15 protein-coding genes are annotated in these 19,795 nt (G+C 71.1%); 6 read left to right on the top strand and 9 right to left on the bottom strand.

Annotated elements, in window-relative coordinates:
• Positions 1-358 precede the first annotated feature (358 nt).
• Positions 359-1,336 carry a UDP-glucose 4-epimerase GalE gene (gene galE / locus ACIBVN_RS26485; protein WP_397140716.1) on the bottom strand — a complete coding sequence of 326 codons (978 nt, stop codon included), beginning with the start codon at positions 1,334-1,336 and terminating at the stop codon, positions 359-361.
• A 246-nt stretch (positions 1,337-1,582) separates the two neighbouring features.
• Between galE and ACIBVN_RS26480 the strand changes: the two genes are divergently transcribed.
• The gene (locus ACIBVN_RS26480) at positions 1,583-3,208 is read left to right on the top strand and encodes a DUF6350 family protein (RefSeq protein WP_397140714.1); all 1,626 of its coding nucleotides are present in this window, start codon (positions 1,583-1,585) and stop codon (positions 3,206-3,208) included.
• Between the two features lie 151 nt (positions 3,209-3,359).
• On the opposite strand, the gene ACIBVN_RS26475 is transcribed toward ACIBVN_RS26480, so the two are convergent.
• Positions 3,360-3,779, bottom strand: coding sequence for a hypothetical protein (locus ACIBVN_RS26475; RefSeq protein ID WP_397140712.1), 420 nt, complete (start codon positions 3,777-3,779; stop codon positions 3,360-3,362).
• Between the two features lie 74 nt (positions 3,780-3,853).
• On the opposite strand from ACIBVN_RS26475, the gene purN reads away from it, so the two are divergent.
• The gene (gene purN, locus ACIBVN_RS26470; protein ID WP_397140710.1) at positions 3,854-4,483 is read left to right on the top strand and encodes a phosphoribosylglycinamide formyltransferase; all 630 of its coding nucleotides are present in this window, start codon (positions 3,854-3,856) and stop codon (positions 4,481-4,483) included.
• On the top strand, positions 4,480-6,018 hold the full coding sequence (gene purH / locus ACIBVN_RS26465; protein WP_397140708.1) for a bifunctional phosphoribosylaminoimidazolecarboxamide formyltransferase/IMP cyclohydrolase: 1,539 nt from the start codon (positions 4,480-4,482) through the stop codon (positions 6,016-6,018). Before purN ends, purH begins: the two co-directional genes overlap by 4 nt.
• A gap of 268 nt (positions 6,019-6,286) precedes the next feature.
• On the opposite strand, the gene ACIBVN_RS26460 is transcribed toward purH, so the two are convergent.
• Positions 6,287-8,551, bottom strand: coding sequence for a DPP IV N-terminal domain-containing protein (locus ACIBVN_RS26460; RefSeq protein ID WP_397140706.1), 2,265 nt, complete (start codon positions 8,549-8,551; stop codon positions 6,287-6,289).
• A 114-nt stretch (positions 8,552-8,665) separates the two neighbouring features.
• On the opposite strand from ACIBVN_RS26460, the gene ACIBVN_RS26455 reads away from it, so the two are divergent.
• Entirely contained in the window at positions 8,666-9,259 is a 594-nt protein-coding gene (locus ACIBVN_RS26455; protein WP_397140704.1) for a TetR/AcrR family transcriptional regulator, read from the top strand.
• A 133-nt stretch (positions 9,260-9,392) separates the two neighbouring features.
• Here ACIBVN_RS26455 and ACIBVN_RS26450 read toward each other — a convergent pair whose 3' ends face one another.
• Both ACIBVN_RS26450 and ACIBVN_RS26445 read right to left on the bottom strand, forming a co-directional pair.
• The gene (locus ACIBVN_RS26450; protein ID WP_397140702.1) at positions 9,393-9,776 is read right to left on the bottom strand and encodes a hypothetical protein; all 384 of its coding nucleotides are present in this window, start codon (positions 9,774-9,776) and stop codon (positions 9,393-9,395) included.
• Between the two features lie 23 nt (positions 9,777-9,799).
• Entirely contained in the window at positions 9,800-9,925 is a 126-nt protein-coding gene (locus ACIBVN_RS26445; RefSeq protein WP_397140700.1) for a hypothetical protein, read from the bottom strand.
• Positions 9,926-10,336: 411 nt separating this feature from the next.
• Between ACIBVN_RS26445 and ACIBVN_RS26440 the strand changes: the two genes are divergently transcribed.
• Positions 10,337-10,513, top strand: coding sequence for a hypothetical protein (locus ACIBVN_RS26440; RefSeq protein WP_349446830.1), 177 nt, complete (start codon positions 10,337-10,339; stop codon positions 10,511-10,513).
• A gap of 226 nt (positions 10,514-10,739) precedes the next feature.
• Here ACIBVN_RS26440 and ACIBVN_RS26435 read toward each other — a convergent pair whose 3' ends face one another.
• From ACIBVN_RS26435 to ACIBVN_RS26425, 3 genes are all read right to left on the bottom strand, one after another.
• On the bottom strand, positions 10,740-11,663 hold the full coding sequence (locus ACIBVN_RS26435) for an ROK family protein (protein WP_397140697.1): 924 nt from the start codon (positions 11,661-11,663) through the stop codon (positions 10,740-10,742).
• Complete coding sequence (locus tag ACIBVN_RS26430; protein ID WP_397140695.1) at positions 11,663-12,601, bottom strand: hypothetical protein; 939 nt, start codon at positions 12,599-12,601, stop codon at positions 11,663-11,665. Before ACIBVN_RS26430 ends, ACIBVN_RS26435 begins: the two co-directional genes overlap by 1 nt.
• A 110-nt stretch (positions 12,602-12,711) precedes the next feature.
• Positions 12,712-16,971 (bottom strand): NEW3 domain-containing protein, encoded by a 4,260-nt coding sequence (locus ACIBVN_RS26425; RefSeq protein ID WP_397140693.1) that lies wholly within the window; start codon positions 16,969-16,971, stop codon positions 12,712-12,714.
• Between the two features lie 258 nt (positions 16,972-17,229).
• Between ACIBVN_RS26425 and ACIBVN_RS26420 the strand changes: the two genes are divergently transcribed.
• Positions 17,230-18,078, top strand: a complete 849-nt coding sequence (locus ACIBVN_RS26420; RefSeq protein ID WP_397140691.1) for a bifunctional methylenetetrahydrofolate dehydrogenase/methenyltetrahydrofolate cyclohydrolase — start codon at positions 17,230-17,232, stop codon at positions 18,076-18,078.
• 249 nt (positions 18,079-18,327) lie between these two features.
• Here the strand turns inward: ACIBVN_RS26420 and ACIBVN_RS26415 are convergent, their stop codons facing one another.
• Positions 18,328-19,788 carry a benzaldehyde dehydrogenase gene (locus ACIBVN_RS26415; RefSeq protein WP_397140689.1) on the bottom strand — a complete coding sequence of 487 codons (1,461 nt, stop codon included), beginning with the start codon at positions 19,786-19,788 and terminating at the stop codon, positions 18,328-18,330.
• Between the last annotated feature and the right edge of the window lie 7 nt (positions 19,789-19,795).

Below are 19,795 nucleotides of genomic sequence, written 5' to 3'. Positions count from 1 at the left end.
CGGCACACGTGCCTTCCGGGCGTCCCGGCGCGTGGCCGTCGGCGGTCTCCATCGGCATCTCGCAGCTGTCGCTCGTCCTCTCTGAGCAGCCCGCGGAGCAACCCGTGGTGAGGCCGCGGCGAAGGACGCCCGCCCTTCGTCCGTGACCCGGACGAACACCCGCCGCCGGTAGCGCTCGTCCCTGATCCTGGCCGCCAGGCCGCGTTCCCCGACCCGGTTGACGAGTTCGATGGTCGCGGCCTTGGACAGTTGGAGGTGCTCGGCCGGCTCGCGCAAGGTGAGTGGCCCGGCGGTCTGCAGGTGGCCGAGCGCGGCGTGCATCCTGGCGGTGGGTCGTACTCCGGCGACCGATGCCGGTCTAGCCGAGCCGGGACTCCCGGATGCCTGCCCATTCGAGCGAGTGCCTGATGCCCTCCTCGATGGAGTGGCTCGCCCGCCAGTCCAGCAGGTGGTGGGCCAGGTCGCTGCGGGTGTAGGCGCCGGCCACGTCGCCGGGGCGCGGGGGCGCCTCGACGACCTCGATCGGCCGGTCGACGACGCGGTTGAACGCCTCGGCCAGCTCCCGGACGGTGGTGCCCGCGCCGGTGCCCAGGTTGATCACGTCGGCCTCCAGCGCGTCGAACCGGCGCAGGGCCGCCACGTGGGCGGTGGCCAGGTCCCAGACGTGGACGTAGTCGCGGATGCCTGTGCCGTCCCTGGTCGGATAGTTCGTGCCGGTGATCTGGAAGGGCACGCCGTCCTCGTACGCCTCGATCATCTTGCCCAGGGCGTGGCTGGGGCGGCGCAGCTGCAGGCCGGTGCGCATCTGGGGGTCGGCGCCGATCGGGTTGAAGTAGCGCAGGGAGAGGATCTTGATCGGGTGGCCGGCGGCGATGTCGGCGAACATGGCCTCGCACACCGCCTTGGTCCGCGCGTAAGGGCTCTGCGGGTCGAGCGGGGACTCCTCGTTCACGGTGTGGTCGTCGCCCGTGCGGTAGATGGACGCGGAGGAGCTGAAGATCATCCGGGTGCGGCCGTTGCGGAGCAGGTGATCGACGAACTCGAGGCTTTTGGCGACGTTCGCGCGGTAGTAGCCGATGGGGTCGGCCACGGAGTCCGGCACGACGATGAGCGCGGCGCAGTGAACGACAGCCTCAATATCCGGATTTTCGGAAAATATCTTGTCAATCAGTGGGCCGTCGCTGATATCCCCCTCATAGAACACCCGCCCCTGAGCGAACTCCCGCCTACCCGTGACGAGGCTGTCCAGAATGACGGGCTCGATCCCGGCGTCGAGACACGCGGACGCGACGGTGCTCCCGATATATCCGGCCCCACCAGTAACCAATACACGCATCCCAGCTCCCTAGCGTCGGCCAGTTTTTGGAACCCATCATCTTGTACGGCGGAGCGCGGTGGGCGCCACCCGCCGCACCTGACCGGCCACCGTGACAACGCGCTCTGGGCCCCCCTCGCGCGGCGACCGGACCCCGTGGGGCCGCCCCCGTACCCCTGCGCCGGGAGGCTCGCGGGTTCACAAAGTGGGCAAGGGGCGGCGCGTCAACCAAGCGCTGGTCGGGAAACCTTGAGAAAATCGCCTACTGTGACGGCGATTCTCGACCAGTTGCGCACTGCCCCCCGGTCGGTGCTCGGCAAGCTCCCCGGGGTCTCGGGCGACGACGACGAGACCAGGCGGCCGCTACCCGTGTCGGGGATGCTGGCCGCCGCATGCACGCTGGGCGTCGGGCTGGCCGCACTCACCACGCTCACCCTCGTCGGCTGGATCGCCGCGCCGCGCGGCACGCTGGGTTCTGGGCTGCCGGGCGTGTTCCGCACCGCGGCCCAGCTCTGGCTGGTCGCGCACCACGCCGGGTTCGCCATACCCGGCGGGCGGGTCGGGCTGCTGCCCCTGGGGCTGACGATCCTGCCCGCCGTGCTGCTCTATCGCGCCGGCCGGTGGATGGCGCGCGATGCGGACCTGCGGCTGCGACTGCCTGCGCGGCTGCCGAAGAACAGCCCGAAGGAGCAGGCCGGAGCCCGCCGGCGGGCCCAGCTGGTCCTGGTGGTGCAGGCCGGGGTGTCGCTGGCGGCCCCGTACGCGCTGCTCGCGGGGTTGATCGCGCTCGCGGCGAGCAACGAGATCACCCAGCCGTACATCGGCGAGGCGCTGCTCAGCCACTTCGCGCTGGCGTTCGTCGCGGGGGCGTTGGCGACGGCGCGGATGATCGGCCCCTGGCGGGTGATGCTGCGGCTGTTGCCCGAGCGGGTACGCGCGCTCACCGTCGGAACGGCGGTCGCCACGGCCGTGTTGCTCGTGGCCGGGCTCGCGCTGGTGCTGGTCGCCGTCGTGCTGAACTTCGGGCAGGTCAAGGAGCTGTCCGACGTGCTGTCGCCCGGGTTCGTGGGCGGCGTGCTGCTGTTGCTGCTGCAACTGCTCTACCTGCTGAACGCCGTCATCTGGGCCTCCTCCTACATCGCCGGGCCCGGGTTCGCGATCGGCGCCGACACCCTGGTCGCGCCCACCGGGGTGCAGCTCGGCACGGTGCCGAGCCTGCCGCTGCTGGGGGCGTTGCCGGAGAGCGGGCCCGTGCCGGCGTGGATGATGGCGGTGATCGCGCTGCCGTTCGCGGCGGGGGCCGTGGCCGGGGTGATGGTGGCCAGGATCTCGCCGTCGCCGTCCTATGAGGCCGCGCCGCTCTGGGGGTTCCTCAGCGGGGTCGTCACCGGGCTCGTGGCGGGAGGGCTGGCGGCGCTGTCCGGCGGGCCCATCGGCGGCGGCCGGCTGGCCGCGGTGGGGCCCTCGCCCTGGGAGGTGGCGCTGTCGGTGGCGCTCGAGGTCGGCGTGGCCGCGGGCATCTCCGCCGGGGTGACCAACCTGCTGCTGCTCAACAAGCGTGCTCGCGCGCCGCTCGACAAGGCGGCCGCTCCGGTGCGCAAGGCCGGGGCCGCCATCGCGAAGGCGGCGAGCAAGGTGGGGCTGGCGGAGTCCGACCCGCGCCCGTTGCCCGGCCACTGGATGGACGCCACCGAGGCCGACACCCAGGAGATCCCGGTCATCAGGGACGACTGGCAGGACGAGCACGCCTCGGCCGAGGCGGAGACCCTGGCCCAGGCCCGCCCGCGCCAGCCCGAGCCGACCCGCCCACCGCGCAAGGACATCGTGGACGAGTCGGACGACCGCGGCGGCCATGTGATCTACGTCGACCCGTACGCCTGGGACCGCGATTAGTCCACCCGTACGCCTGGGACCGCGATTAGTCCACCCGTACGCCTGGGACCGCGATCAGTCGACCCGTACGCCTGGGACCGCGTTCAGGCGGCACCGGCGCCGGTCACGAGCGAGGGCGGCCCCGGTCCTGTCCGGCTGGGCCGCGCCCCGGCTAGGGCTGCATGGCGCCGAGCATCTCCAGCACGTCGGCGGGGAGCTTGCGCTGGGCCGCCTCCCTGAACTGCGCGAAGCATTCGCCCTGCGCGGAAACGGTGCCCGCGCCCTTCATGCACTCCTGGTAGGCCGAGTATTCGTCCATCAGGTAGAGCTGCATCCCCGTGGCCATGGCCGACAGCGCCAGCGCGATCGACGACACGGTGATGCCGCCCACGGCGGCGCCTGTGGACCGGCCCGAGGACCTCAGCAGCGGGTAAGCCCGGATCCCGGCCATCAGCGCGAACAACGCCATGACCAGTCCGGCGAGCGGCAACATGAACGTCATGGCCAGCGCTGCGATGGACAACCAGATCGCTCGGCGGCCCGCCGAATCAGCGGGCTGCTGGCCTGCCGGTGCCTTCACCGGTGTCGACACCTGACCTCCTCTGCGTCGCCGGGCGAGGAACAGATACTCTGACAGCCCTACCCTGTTTCCTCTTTGGAGTGCGCGTGTCAAAGGCTGGGCGGCTCGTCGTCCTCGTCTCCGGCTCTGGAACCAACCTACAGGCCCTGCTGGACGCTTCGGCCGACCCGCAGTACGGCGCTCGCGTGGTCGCGGTCGGCGCGGACAGGGATGGGATCGAGGGTCTGGCCAGGGCAGAGAGGGCCCACGTCCCGACTTTTGTTGAAAAATTGGGCGACTATGCGACACGGGCGGAATGGGATGCCGCCATCGCGGCCAGGATCGCAGAGTACGAGCCTGACCTGGTGGTCTCGGCGGGCTTCATGAAAATTTTGGGTCAGCCGACCCTGAGCGCCTTTCCCGTGGTGAACACCCATCCGGCGCTGCTGCCGTCGTTCCCCGGCGCGCACGGCGTGCGGGACGCGCTGGCCCACGGGGTGAAGGTGACCGGCTGCACGGTGATGCTGGCCGACGAGGGCGTCGACAGCGGGCCGATCATCGCCCAGGAGGCGGTGCCCGTGCTCGCGGATGACGACGAGACGGTCCTGCACGAACGCATCAAGTCCGTCGAACGGCGCCTGCTCGTCGACATCGTCGGCCGGATGGTCCGCGAGGGCTGGACGGTCAGCGGACGTATCGTCCGCATCGGCTACGAAACAGGAGGGGAATCCACGTGACTCGCATCGCCATCCGGCGCGCGCTGATCGCTGTTTACGACAAGTCCGGGCTTGAGGAGCTGGCGAGGGCCCTCGAGGGCGCAGGGGTGGAGATCGTCTCGACCGGCGGCACGGCCGCCGCGATCTCGTCGTACGGGATCCCGGTGACGAAGGTCGAGCAGCTGACCGGGTTCCCGGAATGCCTGGACGGGCGGGTCAAGACGCTGCACCCGCGCGTGCACGCCGGGCTGCTGGCCGACGTCACCAAGCCGCACCACGTGGCCCAGCTGCAGGAGCTGGAGATCGACCCGTTCCAGCTCGTCGTGGTGAACCTCTACCCGTTCCAGGAGACGGTGGCCTCCGGCGCGTCCGACGAGGAGTGCGTCGAGCAGATCGACATCGGCGGTCCCGCCATGATCAGGGGCGCCGCGAAGAACCACAACACCTGCGCCGTGGTGGTCGACCCCGCTTTCTACGGCGACGTGCGCAACGCGCTGGCCGAGGGCGGCTTCACGCTGGCCGAGCGCACGCGGCTCGCGGGCCTGGCCTACGCGCACACGGCCTCGTACGACGTGGCGGTGGCCAACTGGTTCGCGCGGACGTACGAGGACGGCGAGTTCCCCGGGTTCACGGGGGCCACGTACGAGCGCAAGGCCACGCTGCGGTACGGCGAGAACCCGCACCAGCGCGCCGCCCTCTACGTGGGTGGCACGGATGGCCTGGCCAACGCCGAGCAGCTGCACGGCAAGGAGATGTCGTACAACAACTACCTCGACTCCGACGCCGCGTGGCGGGCCGCCTGGGACTTCGCCGAGCCGTGCGTGGCCATCATCAAGCACCAGAACCCATGCGGCATCGCCATCGGCACCGACGTGGCAGAGGCGCACCGCAAGGCGCACGCGTGCGACCCCGCGTCGGCGTACGGCGGCGTGATCGCCGTCAACCGCGAGGTCACGGCCGAGCTGGCCAGGCAGATCTACGACATCTTCACCGAGGTCGTCATCGCCCCGTCCTATGAGGCGGAGGCGCTGGAGGTGCTGCGGGGCAAGAAGAGCCTGCGCCTGCTGCGCTGCCCGGAGGGGCCGTCGCGGCAGAGCGAGCTCCGCGAGATCGACGGCGGGCTCCTGGCGCAGACCGTGGACAAGGTGGACGCACCCGGCGACACGGCCGCCCAGTGGGAGCTCAAGACCGGCACGCCTGCTTCGCCCGAGCAGCTCGCCGACCTGGAGTTCGCCTGGCGCGCCTGCCGCTCGGTGAAGTCGAACGCCATCCTGCTGGCCAGCGACGGGGCGACCGTGGGCGTGGGCATGGGCCAGGTCAACCGGGTGGACTCGTGCCGCCTGGCGGTCGCCAGGGCGGGGGAGCGGGCGGCTGGGGCGGTCGCGGCCTCGGACGCGTTCTTCCCGTTCGCGGACGGGGCTCAGGTGCTGATCGACGCCGGCGTACGCTTCATCGTGGAGCCAGGCGGCTCGGTCCGGGACGAACTGGTCATCGAGGCCGCCGAGCAGGCCGGAATCACCCTCTACTTCACCGGCACCCGCCACTTCTTCCACTGACCCGCCACCTTCCCCGTCAGGGCAGCCGCACTGCCCTGACCAGGGAGGTCCTCGGGTTCAGCGTGACGGAGGCGCTCGAGCCCGCCGTGACGGGGGCGTTTGGGCCGCCCGCAGTAGTTGCCGGGCCCGATACGGGCCCGCGCAGACGACGCGACACGGTCGCACCGGGCTCTGGACGCGAACACGTGTGGTTCTCAGGCGCTCACTTGACCGTATCGCTGATGGCACGAGCGGACTGGTCGGCGTGGGCCACATGGGCCCGCCGCCATCAGTTGAACAGGCTGACGATCAGGTCCATGCTGGGTGTGACCGGTGCGAGGCGGTGCCGTGGCGGTTCGATCCCCATGAGGTTGCGGACGAGGAAGTCCCACTTACGCCGGTTGACATGGTGTTCGTAGCCGATGAAGAAGTGCTCGGCGCCGGGGACCACGAGGAGTTCGACGTCCTTGTCGGCGGCGATGAGCCGTTCCGCCAGCCGCAGCGAGTGGTGGACGTGGACGACGTCGTCCACACCGCCGTGGACCAGCAGGAGCCGGCCGTCGAGTCGGTCGGCCAGCTCCACGTTCGACGAGCGAGCCCAGGCGGCCGGGTCCAGGCCGTCGTAGGCTTCGGCGAAGTGCAGGTGGAACAGGCGGGTGTCGTGGTTGCCGGATTCCGCGACGCCGACCTTGTAGACGTCGGGGAAGGCCAGCATGGCGCGGACGGCGGCGAAGCCGCCGCCGGAGTGGCCGGTGACCCCCACGCGGTCGAGGTCCATCCAGGGGCGGGTGGCGGCCAGCTGCCGCAGGGCGGCGACGTGATCGTCGATGCCGCCCGCGGCGGCGTAGTTGCCGTAGGAGGCGTCGTGAAAGGTCTTGTCCCGGCCCGGGGTGCCCCGCCCGTCGACGCCGACCACGACGAAGCCGAGCGCTGCCAGCACCTCGGCGTCCTGACCGAGGATCCCCGGGTCGAAGGCGGGCGAGACCCGGGCGGTCTGCGGGCCGGGGTAGACGTGGTCGATGACCGGGTAGCGGCAGCCGGGGTCGAAGTCGTGCGGGCGGTAGAGGATCCCGTAGATGTCGGTGACGCCGTCGGCGGCCGTGGCACGGAATCGTTCCGGAGGAGCCCAGCCGGTCGCGAGCAGCGGGATAATGTCGGCCTGCTCCAGTTCGACCAGCACCCGTCCGTCCCAGGCGCGCACGGTGGTGACCGGAGGGTGCTCGACGGTGGAGGCCGAGTCGATGAAGCAGTCCTTGCCGGGACCGACGGTGACGATGTGGTGCAGGTCATCGTCGGTGATGCGGGCGAAGCCGGTGCCGTCGAGGTTCACCCGGCACACGGACTGACGGTAGGGGTCCTCGGCGACCAGGCCGGAGGCGGAGAAGTAGGCCACACGGGCCGCCTCGTCCACGTGCAGGATGCGCTGCACCGCCCAGGTGCCCGAGGTGACCTGCCTGATCGGCGTGCCGGTGTGCCCGTCGTACAGGTAGAGATGGCCCCAGCCATCGCGCTGGGAGTACCACAGCACCTGCGAACCGCCGGACAGGACATGGATGATCGGCGCCGGCCCCGCCTGGTGCGGTTCGACGCGGGTCGGGCCGCTCTCGCTCAGCACCCTGTGCACCTGCCCGGTCGCGGGGTCGAGCCGGTTCAGGTGGAGGGCCCGCTGGTCGCGTGGCTGGCTCAGGTAGTACACGGCCGAGCCGTCCGCGGCCCACCAGGCCCAACCCGAGGCGATCGGCGACTGCAGCGGCATGGGTTCCGGGCCGGTGCGGGCCTCGACGACGTGCCCGGTCGCCGCCTCGATCACCACGAACTCCCCTTGCGACATGTGGACGTCACCGGGGTAGGCGTAGCGCTGCGTGACCGGCCGCGGGACGCCGCCGTCCGCCGGCAACGCCTCCATGACCTGGGTTCGGCGGACCTCCCGCTGGTCGGTGCGGTGGGTCAGCACGCGCGTGGAGTCAGGTGACCAGGCGAGGGCGGGCGGCAGGTGGCTGCGCAACCCGAGCTTGTTGGGCAGCACCGAAGGGGCGAACGGCGTGGCGCCGTACTCGTAGTCCTCCTGGCCGTCGGTGGTCAGGGGCCACTCACGGCCGTCGGCCACCGAACGCGCCCACAGATCGTGACCGCGCAGGAACGCAACCAGCTTGCCGTCCGGCGAGGGCACTTCGAGGAAACCGGCGCCATGGGCGGTGGCCTGGGCGGCGGGCGCACACGTGTAGGTGTCCAGGCAGCAGCTCCAGAAGGAGCCGAAAGCGAAGAACTCGACCGATTCTGCGCTCAGCTCGATGGCGGAGAACGGCAGTGCGGCCGGGTTCACCTCCTGCCCGCTGGCCGCCGCCAGCGCGGCTGCCAGGCGGTCGTGGTCGAAGGCCGGCTCGCGGGATCCTGCGGCAGGGTGGGCGAGGATGAAACGCTTGCCCTCGGGAGTGTCCACCGTGTACCAGAAACGATCCCCGTCCCACTGCGGATTGATCTTGCCGCCGCGCACCAGCGCCGCCCGGTTGTGCCGAAGCAGGCGCTCGGCCGCCTGGTACCGGGTTGTGTCCATCGTTATCACTCCACGTCACGCAACCTTAGAGAAACGATTCGTTTCGTTTTGTATGAAGGATGACATCGGGTGCGGAGTATGTCAAAACGAATCGTTTCGTTTAGGGTGGTGGGCATGACGAGAACCCCGAACCCGGACCGCCGCCGGGACGCAAGCCGCAGGGCGACCCTCGCCGCGGCCCTGGAGCTGTGCGCGGAGCGGGGATACGCGGCGGTAACCGTCGACGCCATCGCCGCCCGTGCCGGTGTCAGTAAAGCGACCATCTACCGGTGGTGGCCCGCCAAGAGCGCGATCGTCCTGGATGCGGTCGACGAGGCCGCTCCCATCCCGGAGACGTTCCCCGACACCGGCGACCTGGCGGCCGACCTGCACGCCTGGCTCAGCGGCATCCTCGGCGTCTTCCGTGACCCGCATCTCGGCCCGGCCTTCACCGGCGTGCTCGCCGAGAGTCAGCTGGACGCGAACCTCGCCCGCCAGCTGCGCGAACGGCTGATCGACCACCGGGTCGTCCAGCTCGAGCAGCGCATGGCCAATGCGCGAAGGAACGGGGAACTCGACCCCGACGCCGATCTCGACGTGGCGTTGGACGTCCTTCACTCACCCGTCTACCGGCGGCAGGTGCTGCACTACCCGCTGCCCGATGACGCCTACCTGGAAAGGCTCATCACGCTCGTGATGCGGGCCATAGGTCCCGCTCGCACCGGCTGACCCACACCTAGCCGCGTTCGGCGGCGCGCAGCCGATTCAGCAGCACCTCGTGCAGGCGCCGGCAAACGCCAGAGGCGTTCCACAGCGAGAGATCAAAGCACAACAAAGATCGTCTTCTCCGATGACGTGCACACTACCGGCCGTCCGCATGGGGCTGCCGGATACGGGTGTCGGGGAGCAGCAGGCTGGCCAGGACGGCGGTGCCGAAGACGGCGACGTTGAACCACAGCGCGGTCGCCGTCGCCGAGGTGAACCCGTCCCGGGTCAGAGAGAAGAAGACCGCACCGACGACCGCGACCCCCAGGGCAGTGCTGAGCTGAATGGCCGTGTTGACCACCCCCGAGCCGGCGCCGGCGTCGTCCGCAGGCACATTGCTGAGCGCCACGGTGGCCAGGATCGGCACGCACAGACCCATCCCGAGCCCGATGACCAGTTCGGCCGCCACCACGTGCGGCCAGGACAGGTCCGCTCCCAGCATGCTCACTGAGACGATCATCATGGCCACCCCCGCCGCCATGACCGCCGCTCCGGCGCCGACGATCAGGACGGAGACGTGCCGATGGTGGCCGGGCCCTCGAGCACGACGACCTGCGGGCGCCCCGAGTCCGCCAGTCCCAATGCCTCGTGGAGAAGATCGAGTTGCTCCCGGCGGCCGATCAGCTCCATCGCCGGCCCTCGTGCATGATGCGGTCTCCTTCTTGCGTCTCGAAACGTGGACGGGTGAGCACGGATAGGGATCTGTCTCTCGATCGGTCCGCCGGGGCCGGCCTGGTGGTCGTCATCCGAGGTCGCGCTCGTCTTTCTGGTCGGTCGGTGGGACACCACGCGTGATCGTCTCGGCGGGCGTAATACAACCATGGGCTGCCGTCCGCCGCGGGGGAGGGGGCGCGGAGAGCACCGTGACGAGATCACGCCCACGGTGGACGCCCTAGGGCCATCCCCGCGTGGGCGGGGAGCACCCCTGGACCATGCGGATATGCACGTCCACCTGCCTTTTAGCCGTTTTGGGGACGAGCATCCGTGAGATGCGGTTAGCCTGATGGCTCCCCCACCTTGCCGACCCCCACGGAGTTCCCCTTGCTCGAGCCGATCCTGCAGGCATTCGTCACCATGAACGGCATCGCCACCAGCCCCTTCGTCCTCGTGGTGCTCGCCCTCATCGGTGCCTACCTCGGCAGCCGTGTCGTTGAGATCATCCCGTTCACCCGCCGGATCATCGAGCGCCGCGAAGCCCAGGCCGCCGAGCGCGAGTAGCCACAGGCCCGCCCACGCTGGACGTCAGCGGCCGGTCCACGACCGATGGCCGGGATACGCTCGTGGCGCTGTTCCAGCAGCACACCGGCGACACCCGCCCTCCTCGACGCCTGGCGTATCCGCGCCGAGGAACTGGCCACCGGGCGGACAAGCCCGCGGCCGGGAGGCCGACCGCGGGGTCGCGATGGTCAAGGTGCCGGCGAAAGCCCCACCCCCGAAAAAGGAGCTAGTGGGCCGTAGGCGTGCGCTGCCAGGCCAACCGCGCCGCCCCCGCCAGGGCCGCGTGCACGCCCAGCGTGCTCTGGTGGACCCGTACCGCCCGGACGAACGCCAGCCCCGCCACGTCGTCCAGCATGCGCTCCAGCGGGTCGAACAGCACCTTTCCCGCTGCCGACACGCCGCCCCCGATGACCACCGTGGTGATCTCGACTGCGGCCGCCGTGGAGGCGATCATCCCGGCCAGCGCCCGCGCGCCGCGTTCGAACGCCGCCACCGCCACCGGATCGCCGGCCGCGGCGTCCCTGGCGAGTGCTCGCGCATCCGCTTTCTGCTCAGATTGGCCCGGTGCGGGCGACCAGCCGTTCTCCAGGGCCCAGCGGGCGAGGTTGGGACCGCTGGAGTAGCGCTCGACGCAACCGCGGCCGCCGCACTCGCACCGCTCGCCGTTCGGATCGATGGACATGTGGCCGACGTGTCCGGCGTTACCGGTCGGTCCCGGCAGCGGTCTGCCGTCGATCACCAGCCCGCCGCCGATCCCGGTGGACACCACGATCCCGAGCAACGAGGCACTGTCACGCCCCGCCCCCAGCCAGTGCTCTCCGAGCGCGAAGCATTGTGCGTCGCCCCCGAGCACGGTGGGCAGTCCCGTCAGCTTCCGCACCTCCTCACGCAAGGGGAAGCCGCGCCAACTGGGCATGTTCACCGGGCTCACCGTCCCGGTGGCCAGGTCCAGTGGGCCGGCGCAGCCGATCCCGACGGCTTGTGGTGGCGGGCCGTCCTCGGTCACTTCCGCGATGAGCGCCGCCAGGGCGGCCATGACGTCCGTACGTGGCGTGGGCCGCGTACCGGAACGCAACACGGAACCCTCCTCGTCCACCAATGCGGCGGCGAGCTTGGTTCCTCCGATGTCAATGGCAAGTACGTAGGTCATCAATGTTTGTGGTGGTTGTCGGGCTGGCGTGGATCGCCAGGGTGTTCAAGTCCGGGCACGAGCTCGACCTTCTTGGCGCGCATCTCGTCCAGCCAGCGCGCGAAGGCCCTCCGCCGCGCGGCATCCAACAGCGTCGTTCCGCTCCGGTCCGGATGGGACGCGGTGGTGGCTTGCTCCGCTGAGGTGGATGCGTCGCATGTGGGAGACAGGGGAGATCTTGGTGCTGACTGAAAGGCGGCTCCTCGTGCTTCCGGATGGATGGTGGCCTCCGCCGGGACAGGTGGCGATTGTGTCGCCGCTGCTCTGGCGGCGGGGGTGGCGATTGCGACGTGCCAGCCCAAGGCGTCCTGCACTGGACCGACCAGAGTGCCGTGTGGATGGCGTTGGAGCGCTTCCGCTATTGCCGCAGGTAGGGACTCGAGTGACGCCGGGCCGAGCGGGTCGAGGGCGTCGGGCGTCGCCCGGTGGGCGCTCGAGCGGTCCGGGAAGAGCCGGTGCCGGATGAGGTACTGCGGAGAGCGCTCGGCGGGGACAAAGGATCGCCACTCCGCTGGGGCTCCCACAGCGGAGGTGACGTGCTCGAACACGGCGCGGACCCACGGGTTGCCGTTGTAGGCGGCGGTGTTGATGGAGCCCAGCTCGACGGCCGCCACACCCTCGAACGGCTCGGCCTCCACCGGATCGAGCTCCAGCTCCGAGGCCACCGCTTCGCACAGCGCCTCGGTGAGGATGACCTGGGTCAGCCACCTGGCGAGTTGACGGTCTTCCGAGCTTCCGGGCACGGGCAGCGTCGCGCGGAAGGGGCCGTTGCGCAGGTCGGCGATGCGTCGCTCGAGCCGCTCGCGGGGGATCGGACGACCGTCCACCCACCCGGCCACCGCACCCACGCCGGGTGCCGAGGTCGTGCCGGTGGCAGGCGGACGCATGCGCACCGCCACCGGGCCACTCCCCAGTGGGTGTGCGTGTGTGGGTGCTGGGCCGCTTCCGAGTGGGTGTGGGTGCGGGTGGGTCGCCGGTGAGCCGGCCGTCGGTGGGCGTCCAGGGACCGTCACCGGGTCACCTCCAGGCGGATCGCCGGGCTGTACTGGCAGCGGCCGAACCACATGACCTTGGCCAGGGCCCAGGCGTGGCCGGCTGGTGCGTCCTGCGGCACCTCCACCGGGAACGACACGTCCACCGTTTCGCCCGCTGCGACCGTGAAGCCCTGGATGACCTCGGGGAGCAGGTGCCACGTCCCCCAGGGTGACGCGAGTTGGGACTCGCCGCGGATCTCGTCGGAGGTGGTGTTGGTGAGCCTCAGCACGAGAGAGGTGCTGGTGCCCGGGCGGAGGGTGAGAGCGTCGGTGAGAGGGGAGACGGACAGGCCGGTGGGGCGGGACTCGGCGGACTTGGTGCCGCGGTCGGCCCTGATGGTCGCGGACGGTGCGCCCTGGACCGGGAGTTCGGGGGTGCTGCCGAGGGCGACCGTGGTGACGTCTTCGATGAGCTGGCCGCCTACCGAGGTGCGGGCGGAGATGAAGCGCAGGCCCATGGCACGGTGGGTGCTCCCGTCGTCCGCGGGTGTGGTGGGCGGAGTCACGGTGACCGGGAAGCGGAGGTGGCCGCCTGGAGGGAGGCGGAAGGCACGTTGGGCGGGGGTGGCGGTCCAGCCTTCCGGGAGGCGGAGGGTGACCAGGCCCTCGTGGGGCTCGTCCGTCAGGTGGGAGGAGAGCACCACGTCCACGTCGAACGGCTCGCCGTCCGGCGGGGTGACCAGGCCCGGGCTGATCGTCAGGGAGATCGGCAGGTAGCCGAGCGGGGCCGGGCCCTTGTTGTGCAGCCAGTAGCGGGTGAAGACCGGCTGGGCCTGCTCTGCTGTGGGGCCGAGCTCGGGTTTGGGCTGTGGAAGCACGGTGCCGGGTTCGCCAGTGGTGTCCCGGCTGGTGGTGGCCAGGTATGTGGCGATTTCGGAGCCGGTCAGGTGGAGGGCGGGGTCCGTGACCGGGGTGCCGGGGTGTTCCAGGAGGTTGGAGTGGATGAGCGAGTGCAGGGGGAGGAGCGGGGAGCTGAGCTCTGCTGTGGAGCCCAGGCCGGTGGATTCGACCAAGCGGATCGTCACGCCTTGGCCGGGCCCGGTGGTGTGGCCGTGGGCGTGGGGGTTGCCGGTGGCCTTGAGGGTGCCCAGGAGGACGTCTCGGGCGGGGGTGAGGGTCAGGAGGGAGTGGGTTTTAGGAAGATCGCCGGGTTGGGGGGTGGTGACGGTGCGGTGGAGCAGAGGCGTGATGTGCTCCTGGGCCTTGGCGGGCAGTTGCTGGGCTCGCCAGTCACCCTCTCCGGCGACCAGGGAGTATGAGAATTCGTGCGTCCAGTGCTGGAGCTGGAAGCCTGAGCCGTCCGGCGTCGTGCGGTGCGGCGGGTCCAGCCAGATGCCGGACGGCCAGCCCGTGCAGGAGCGCATCAACGACAGGTGCAGTGCGCCCGACGGGTCCACCGCGCAGCCCGGCAGGCCGTAGGCGAGCAGCGCGACCGTGTGGTTGTCGAGGCTCTCCGTGCCCAGGGGGCACACTGCTTCGATCGTCGCGTCCTCCAGGTCTGTCACCAGGTCGGCGACCGGGCCGGTGACGATCAGGGCCGGGAGTGCGCGTACGTCGCGTAGGTCGGCGCTCGGCTGCCAGACCGCCGCGAGCGGGCGCTCGGCAGGGACCCACACTCGGGACGCGCCCGACTTCAGGGTGTCCAGGTAGACCGGGTCTGCTCGGGAGAGGATCTCGGCGGCGAGCGGGTTGGTGTCGGGGCCACCCAGAACGATGCGTACGTCCGGAAGGTTCGAGTCGACGTCGAGCCAGCCGTACCTGGTGCCTGGAGCGGAGGACGTGGTGGCGGTCACGCCCACGCGGGCCAGGGCCACCACCAGGTCGCGGGCCTCCGGGGCGTCCTGCAGGGTGGGCACCACGACCTCGGCCACGCCCAATGCCCGCGCGCCAGCCTCGCCCAGATCGGCCTTCGCCGTGGCGGACAGGCCGAACCAGGTGTTGGCCGGGTTGTCGAGCGTCCACGGGTGCTCGGCCGAGTCCACGTCGGGGAGCGCGAAGCCGCGGCCCACCACGGCACCCGAGACGTCGGACACCGGTAGCGCGCCTTCGACCCTGGCCGGGAAGCGGACGCGGAGCAGGCGGTCGGCGCCGGTGTGGTCGAGCACGCGGGTGGCGAAGTCGATCCGGTCGGAGCCGTGCAGCAAGGTGACGGTCTGCTCGTAGGCGATCTCACCGACCTGCCCGGTGACGGTCAGGCGCCGGCCTATCGGGCTGGTGTCGGTGCGTGCGGTCACCGCCTGCGCGTCGGCGGAGCCGACCACCCGGCCCGTGGGGATGAGGTGCCAGGGGCCCTCGCCCATGTCCGGGTGCTGGGGATATTCGTCGTACAGGCGGAGCTCGTTGCCGAGCCCGGTGAGCAGCTCCCGGCCGGATGAACGGTCGAGGATCGAGGTGAGCGCGCCGCCTCGGGAGGGGTCGGCCGTGACCTGCCATCGGTCGTTCTGGATGGTGATCGGGTCGATGGCCGGCGCGCCGTCGGCCGTGCCGGTGACGGCCCTTGAGGTGGTGAGGTCGTCGGCTCTGGCCGGGCGCCAGGGGGCGGGGAAGCCGTTCACTATCTGGTATGTGCGCCAGCCCATCGACGGAACGTCGCGGGCCAGGAACGTGAGCGTGCCCTGCTCCCAGACGGCGGGGACCTCGGTGCCGGAGAGGTCGGCGAGGGTGTGCCCGGCCGGCAGGGGGACGCGGACCAGGCCGTCGCGGGCGAAGGGCAGGGTGTTGGTCACCACCACGCTCGGCGTGTCCACCCCGATCCGGCCCGTCAGGGCGGCGAGGGCGTTGTCCCGAGCGGTCGTGGCCAGGTCGTACGCCTCTCGCCACCCGGTCAGCAGGTCGATGTAGACCTGGTCGGACTCCGAGCCGGTGATCGCGTCGTGGTGCGCGCCGTAGGCCAGCTGGCGCCACACCTTGTCGAGCGCCGTGTGCGGGTAGCCGCCGAGCCCGAGCAGGGTCGCGAACGTCGACAGCCGCTCGGCGTCCAGCGCGGCCACCTCGGCGGCGCGCTGGGCCTGCTTGGTGTCGATGTACGACACGTCCTTGCCGGTGTAGACGGGATTCATGTCGCGGGTCTGGGGGCTGAATGCCGACCTGTCGGCGCGGACGGCGTTCAGGAAGTCTCGGGGCGTGGCGCAGACGAACCTGGGCCAGACATAGCGGCTGGCCCACGTGCGGTGGACGTCGGTGACCCACTTGTTGGGCGGGGTGTAGTCGGTGCCGACCGGGAGGAGGATGTTTCTGGTCGCGGCCACCGGCTTGAGTGAGCGGTAGAGGTCGTAGACCGCCTGGCAGGCCTCGTCCAGGGAAGGCGAGGAGTCCATCCACCAGCCCGCGGAGTAGTGGGCGGGCATGTAGTGGGTCAGGACGCCCTGGCCGGACGGCGAGATCCACTCGAACTCGCTGGGAAACTGCATCAGCGCGGCGTCGTTCTTGGCCTGCTTGAAGTTTTTGCTGATCGGGCCCCACTGGTGGAACGGCCCGCGCGCCCACGCGCTGCCGGTCAGCCCGGCGGCCGCGAGATAGCCGGGGAACTGCGGGTCGTGGCCGAACACGTCGAGCTGCCACGCGGTGCGCGGGTCGCCGCCCAGGATGTCGCGCTGGTAGCCGATGCCGTAGACGAGGTTGCGGATCGTCGTCTCGGCGCCGGTCAGGTTGGTGTTGGGCTCGTTGTACGTGCCGCCGATCAGCTCGACCCTGCCCTCGGCCATGAGGGCGCGCAGGTCGGCCCGCCGCTCGGGGTGGGTGTCGAAGAACGGCTTGAGATAGTCGACCTCGGCCAGCACGAAACGATAGTCGGGGTCGCGTAGCGCCAGCTCGATGTGGGCCTCGACCAGCGCGAACGCGTTTCGCTCCCACAGCGGCCTGGTGGTGCCGTCGCCGGCGAGCAGCGCCCAGGGGCTGGTGTAGGCCGCCTGCGTGTTCCACCACACCGGGTCGTAGTGGAAGTGGGACACCATGTACATCGTCCAGCCCGGCTCCTCGGCCGTGACCGTGACCTCCAGCGACTCCTCGCCCAGCGTGATCAAGCACGGCACGGCGCTGCCCGGCGGCGCGGACACGGCCAGGGGCACCTCCAGAACGGCGGCGGCCGCGGGCACGGTCACCGGCTCGGCCAGCCGCACGCCCTCGCCGCGCAGCTCCAGCGGCGACTCGTGCTCTCCCTGGGCAACGCTGACTCTCAGCACCTGGCGGGGCGCGTCGTGGGAGCCCACGAACAGGTCGGTCGACTCTGCGGACAACAGGCGGCAAGGCAAGGGGACACCTCCTGAGCATGTTGCTGGCGCCCGCAACACTAAGCCCTTCCAAGATCAATGACAACGATGTCACCGATTGCCTGTGGATAACTCGGCACAGCTGCCTGCTGTCTGTGCATAACTCTTGGATCTCGAGGTCGGCGGGCGCACCTTGCCGATGGCGCGGGGAGGTTCCACGAGGGCGCCGCCGGTGGTGGCCGGGTGGCGTGCCGAGGCTGCGGGCGAACATGGAAGGATTGCGGCATGAGCGCAGTGAAACTCGACGGCAAGGCGACCGCCGCCAAGATCAAGGCAGACCTCACGGCCCGGGTGGCCGCGCTCAAGGAACGCGGCATCACGCCCGGCCTGGGCACCGTGCTGGTGGGCGACGACCCCGGCAGCCAGATCTACGTCGCGGGCAAGCACCGCGACTGCGCCGAGGTGGGCATCGCCTCCATCCGCGTAGACCTCCCCGCGACCGCCACCCAGGAAGAGGTCGAGGCGGCCGTCGACGAGCTCAACGCCTCACCCGAGTGCACCGGCTACATCGTCCAGCTTCCCCTCCCCAAGCACCTCGACACGATGGCCCTGCTCGAGCGCATGGACCCGGCCAAGGACGCCGACGGCCTCCACCCCGTCAACCTCGGCCGCCTCGTCCACATGGTCGACGCCCCGCTCCCGTGCACCCCGCACGGCATCGTCCTGCTCCTGCAGGAGTACGGCGTGCCGATCAAGGGCGCGGAGGTGGCCGTGGTCGGGCGCGGCATCACGGTGGGCCGCTCGCTCGGCCTCCTGCTCACCCGCCGCAGCGAGAACGCCACCGTGACCCTCTGCCACACCGGCACCCAGGACCTGGCCGGCCACGTGCGCCGGGCGGACATCGTGGTGGCGGCGGCAGGCGTGCCCGGCCTGATCACCCGCGACATGGTCAAGCCCGGCGCGGCCGTCCTCGACGTGGGGGTCTCCCGGGTGGCGGGGAAGATCGCCGGTGACGTGGCGCCGGACGTGGCGGAGGTCGCGGGGTTCCTCACCCCCAACCCGGGCGGCGTCGGCCCCATGACCCGCGCCCTGCTCCTGTCCAACGTGGTGGAGGCCGCCGAGCGCCTCCACTGAGCCGCGCCGCCCGCCGTCCGGGCACGGACCGCGAGACGCGACGTGCCGGACGCCGAATGCGGGCAGGCGACCTATGGGACAAGAGGCGCAGGACGGCAAACGTGCAGGCAGGTAACGGACGAGACGCCAGCCGCCACGCGCCGAACCACGTGACGACGAGACGCCAGCCGCCGCGCGCCGAAGCGGTGTGGCACGTGACCGCCGAGACGAAGGTGCCGCACGCCAGACGTGCGGCACCCCGCGAACGACCTAGAACGGGTACGCGGCGATGTCCCCCTGCATGGTGACCCACTGCGTCTCCGTGAAGGCGTCGACGTTCGCCCCGGTGCCGCCGAACCGGGCCCCCGTCCCCGATGCCCCCACCCCGCCGAACGGCGCCACGGCCTCGTCGTCCACGGTCTGGTCGTTGATGTGCACGATCCCCGTCGGCACCAGGTCGGCCAGCGCCAGCCCCTTCATCACGTCGCGGGTCAGGATGCCCAGCGACAACCCGTACTCGGAGTCCGCGGCCAGCGCCGCCGCCTCCTCCAGCGTGGAGAACGTCGTCACCGGCGCCACCGGCCCGAACACCTCCTCCGCGTACGCGGGCGCGGTCACGGGCACCCCGGCCAGCACGGTGGGCCGGTAGAACAGCCCCTCGTACGTCCCGCCGGCGGCGAGCCTGGCCCCGGCCTCCACACTGGAGGTGACCAGCCGGTGCACCCGGTCGCGCTGCCCGGCGTCGATGAGCGGCCCGAGCGCGACCTGCCCGGTGGCGGGGTCGCCGACCGGCAGGCCCGCGGCCTTGGCGGCGAGGCGCTCGACGTACTCCTCGGCCACGGCCTCGTGCACGAGGTGCCGCCCCGAGGTCATGCAGATCTGCCCCTGGTGGAAGAACGACGCCCACGCGCCCGCGGACGCGGCAGGACCGAGGTCGGCGTCGTCGAACACGACCAGCGCCGAGTTCCCGCCCAGCTCCAGGTGCACCCGCTTGAGCAGGCGCGCGGCGGCCTCGCCGACCTTGCGCCCGGCGGCGGTGGACCCGGTGAAGGAGATCACGGGGATGTTCGGGTCGGCGACCAGCGCCTGACCGGCCTCGGGACCGCCGGGCAGCACGTGCAGCAGCCCGCTGGGCAGCCCGGCCTCCTCGAAGATCCGCGCGATCGCGAACCCGCCGCAGACGGCCGTACGCTGGTCCGGCTTGAACACGACCGCGTTCCCCAGCGCGAGCGCCGGGGCGACCGACCGGATGCCCAGGATCAGCGGGAAGTTGAACGGCGCGATCACGCCGACCACCCCGACCGGCACCCGCCGCGCGAAGCTGAGCCGCCTGCGCGCCGTCGGCAGCACCTCGCCCAGTGGCTGCGAGGCCAGCGCCGCCGCCTCGTAGCACTCCTGCGCCGCCACGTGCGTCTCGAACCCGGCCTTGCCCGGCACGCCGCCGGACTCGCGGACGATCCAGTCCTGGATCTCCTGCGCGTGCTCCTCGAACAGCCGCCCGGCCCGCCGCAGCAGCGCCGCCCGCTCCTCGTACGGCGTCGCGGCCCACGCCCGCTGCTCCTTCCGAGCCCGTACGGCCGCCGCCGCCACGTCGTCGGCGCCGGCGGTGCCCGCGCGCCCGAGTTCGCCGCCGGTCGCGGGCTCGATGACCGGGGCGTCACCGGCCCGCGAGGCCGTCCATCCGCCGTCGAAGATCGATCCCGTCCAGATCTTGGGGTCGAGGAACGTCATGGTGAGC

Origin of the sequence: Nonomuraea sp. NPDC049400, from assembly GCF_044466425.1 — a bacterium.
Taxonomy (GTDB): domain Bacteria; phylum Actinomycetota; class Actinomycetes; order Streptosporangiales; family Streptosporangiaceae; genus Nonomuraea.
The sequence above is the reverse complement of the archived record's forward strand: the minus strand, read 5'-3'. Positions and strand labels throughout refer to the sequence as shown.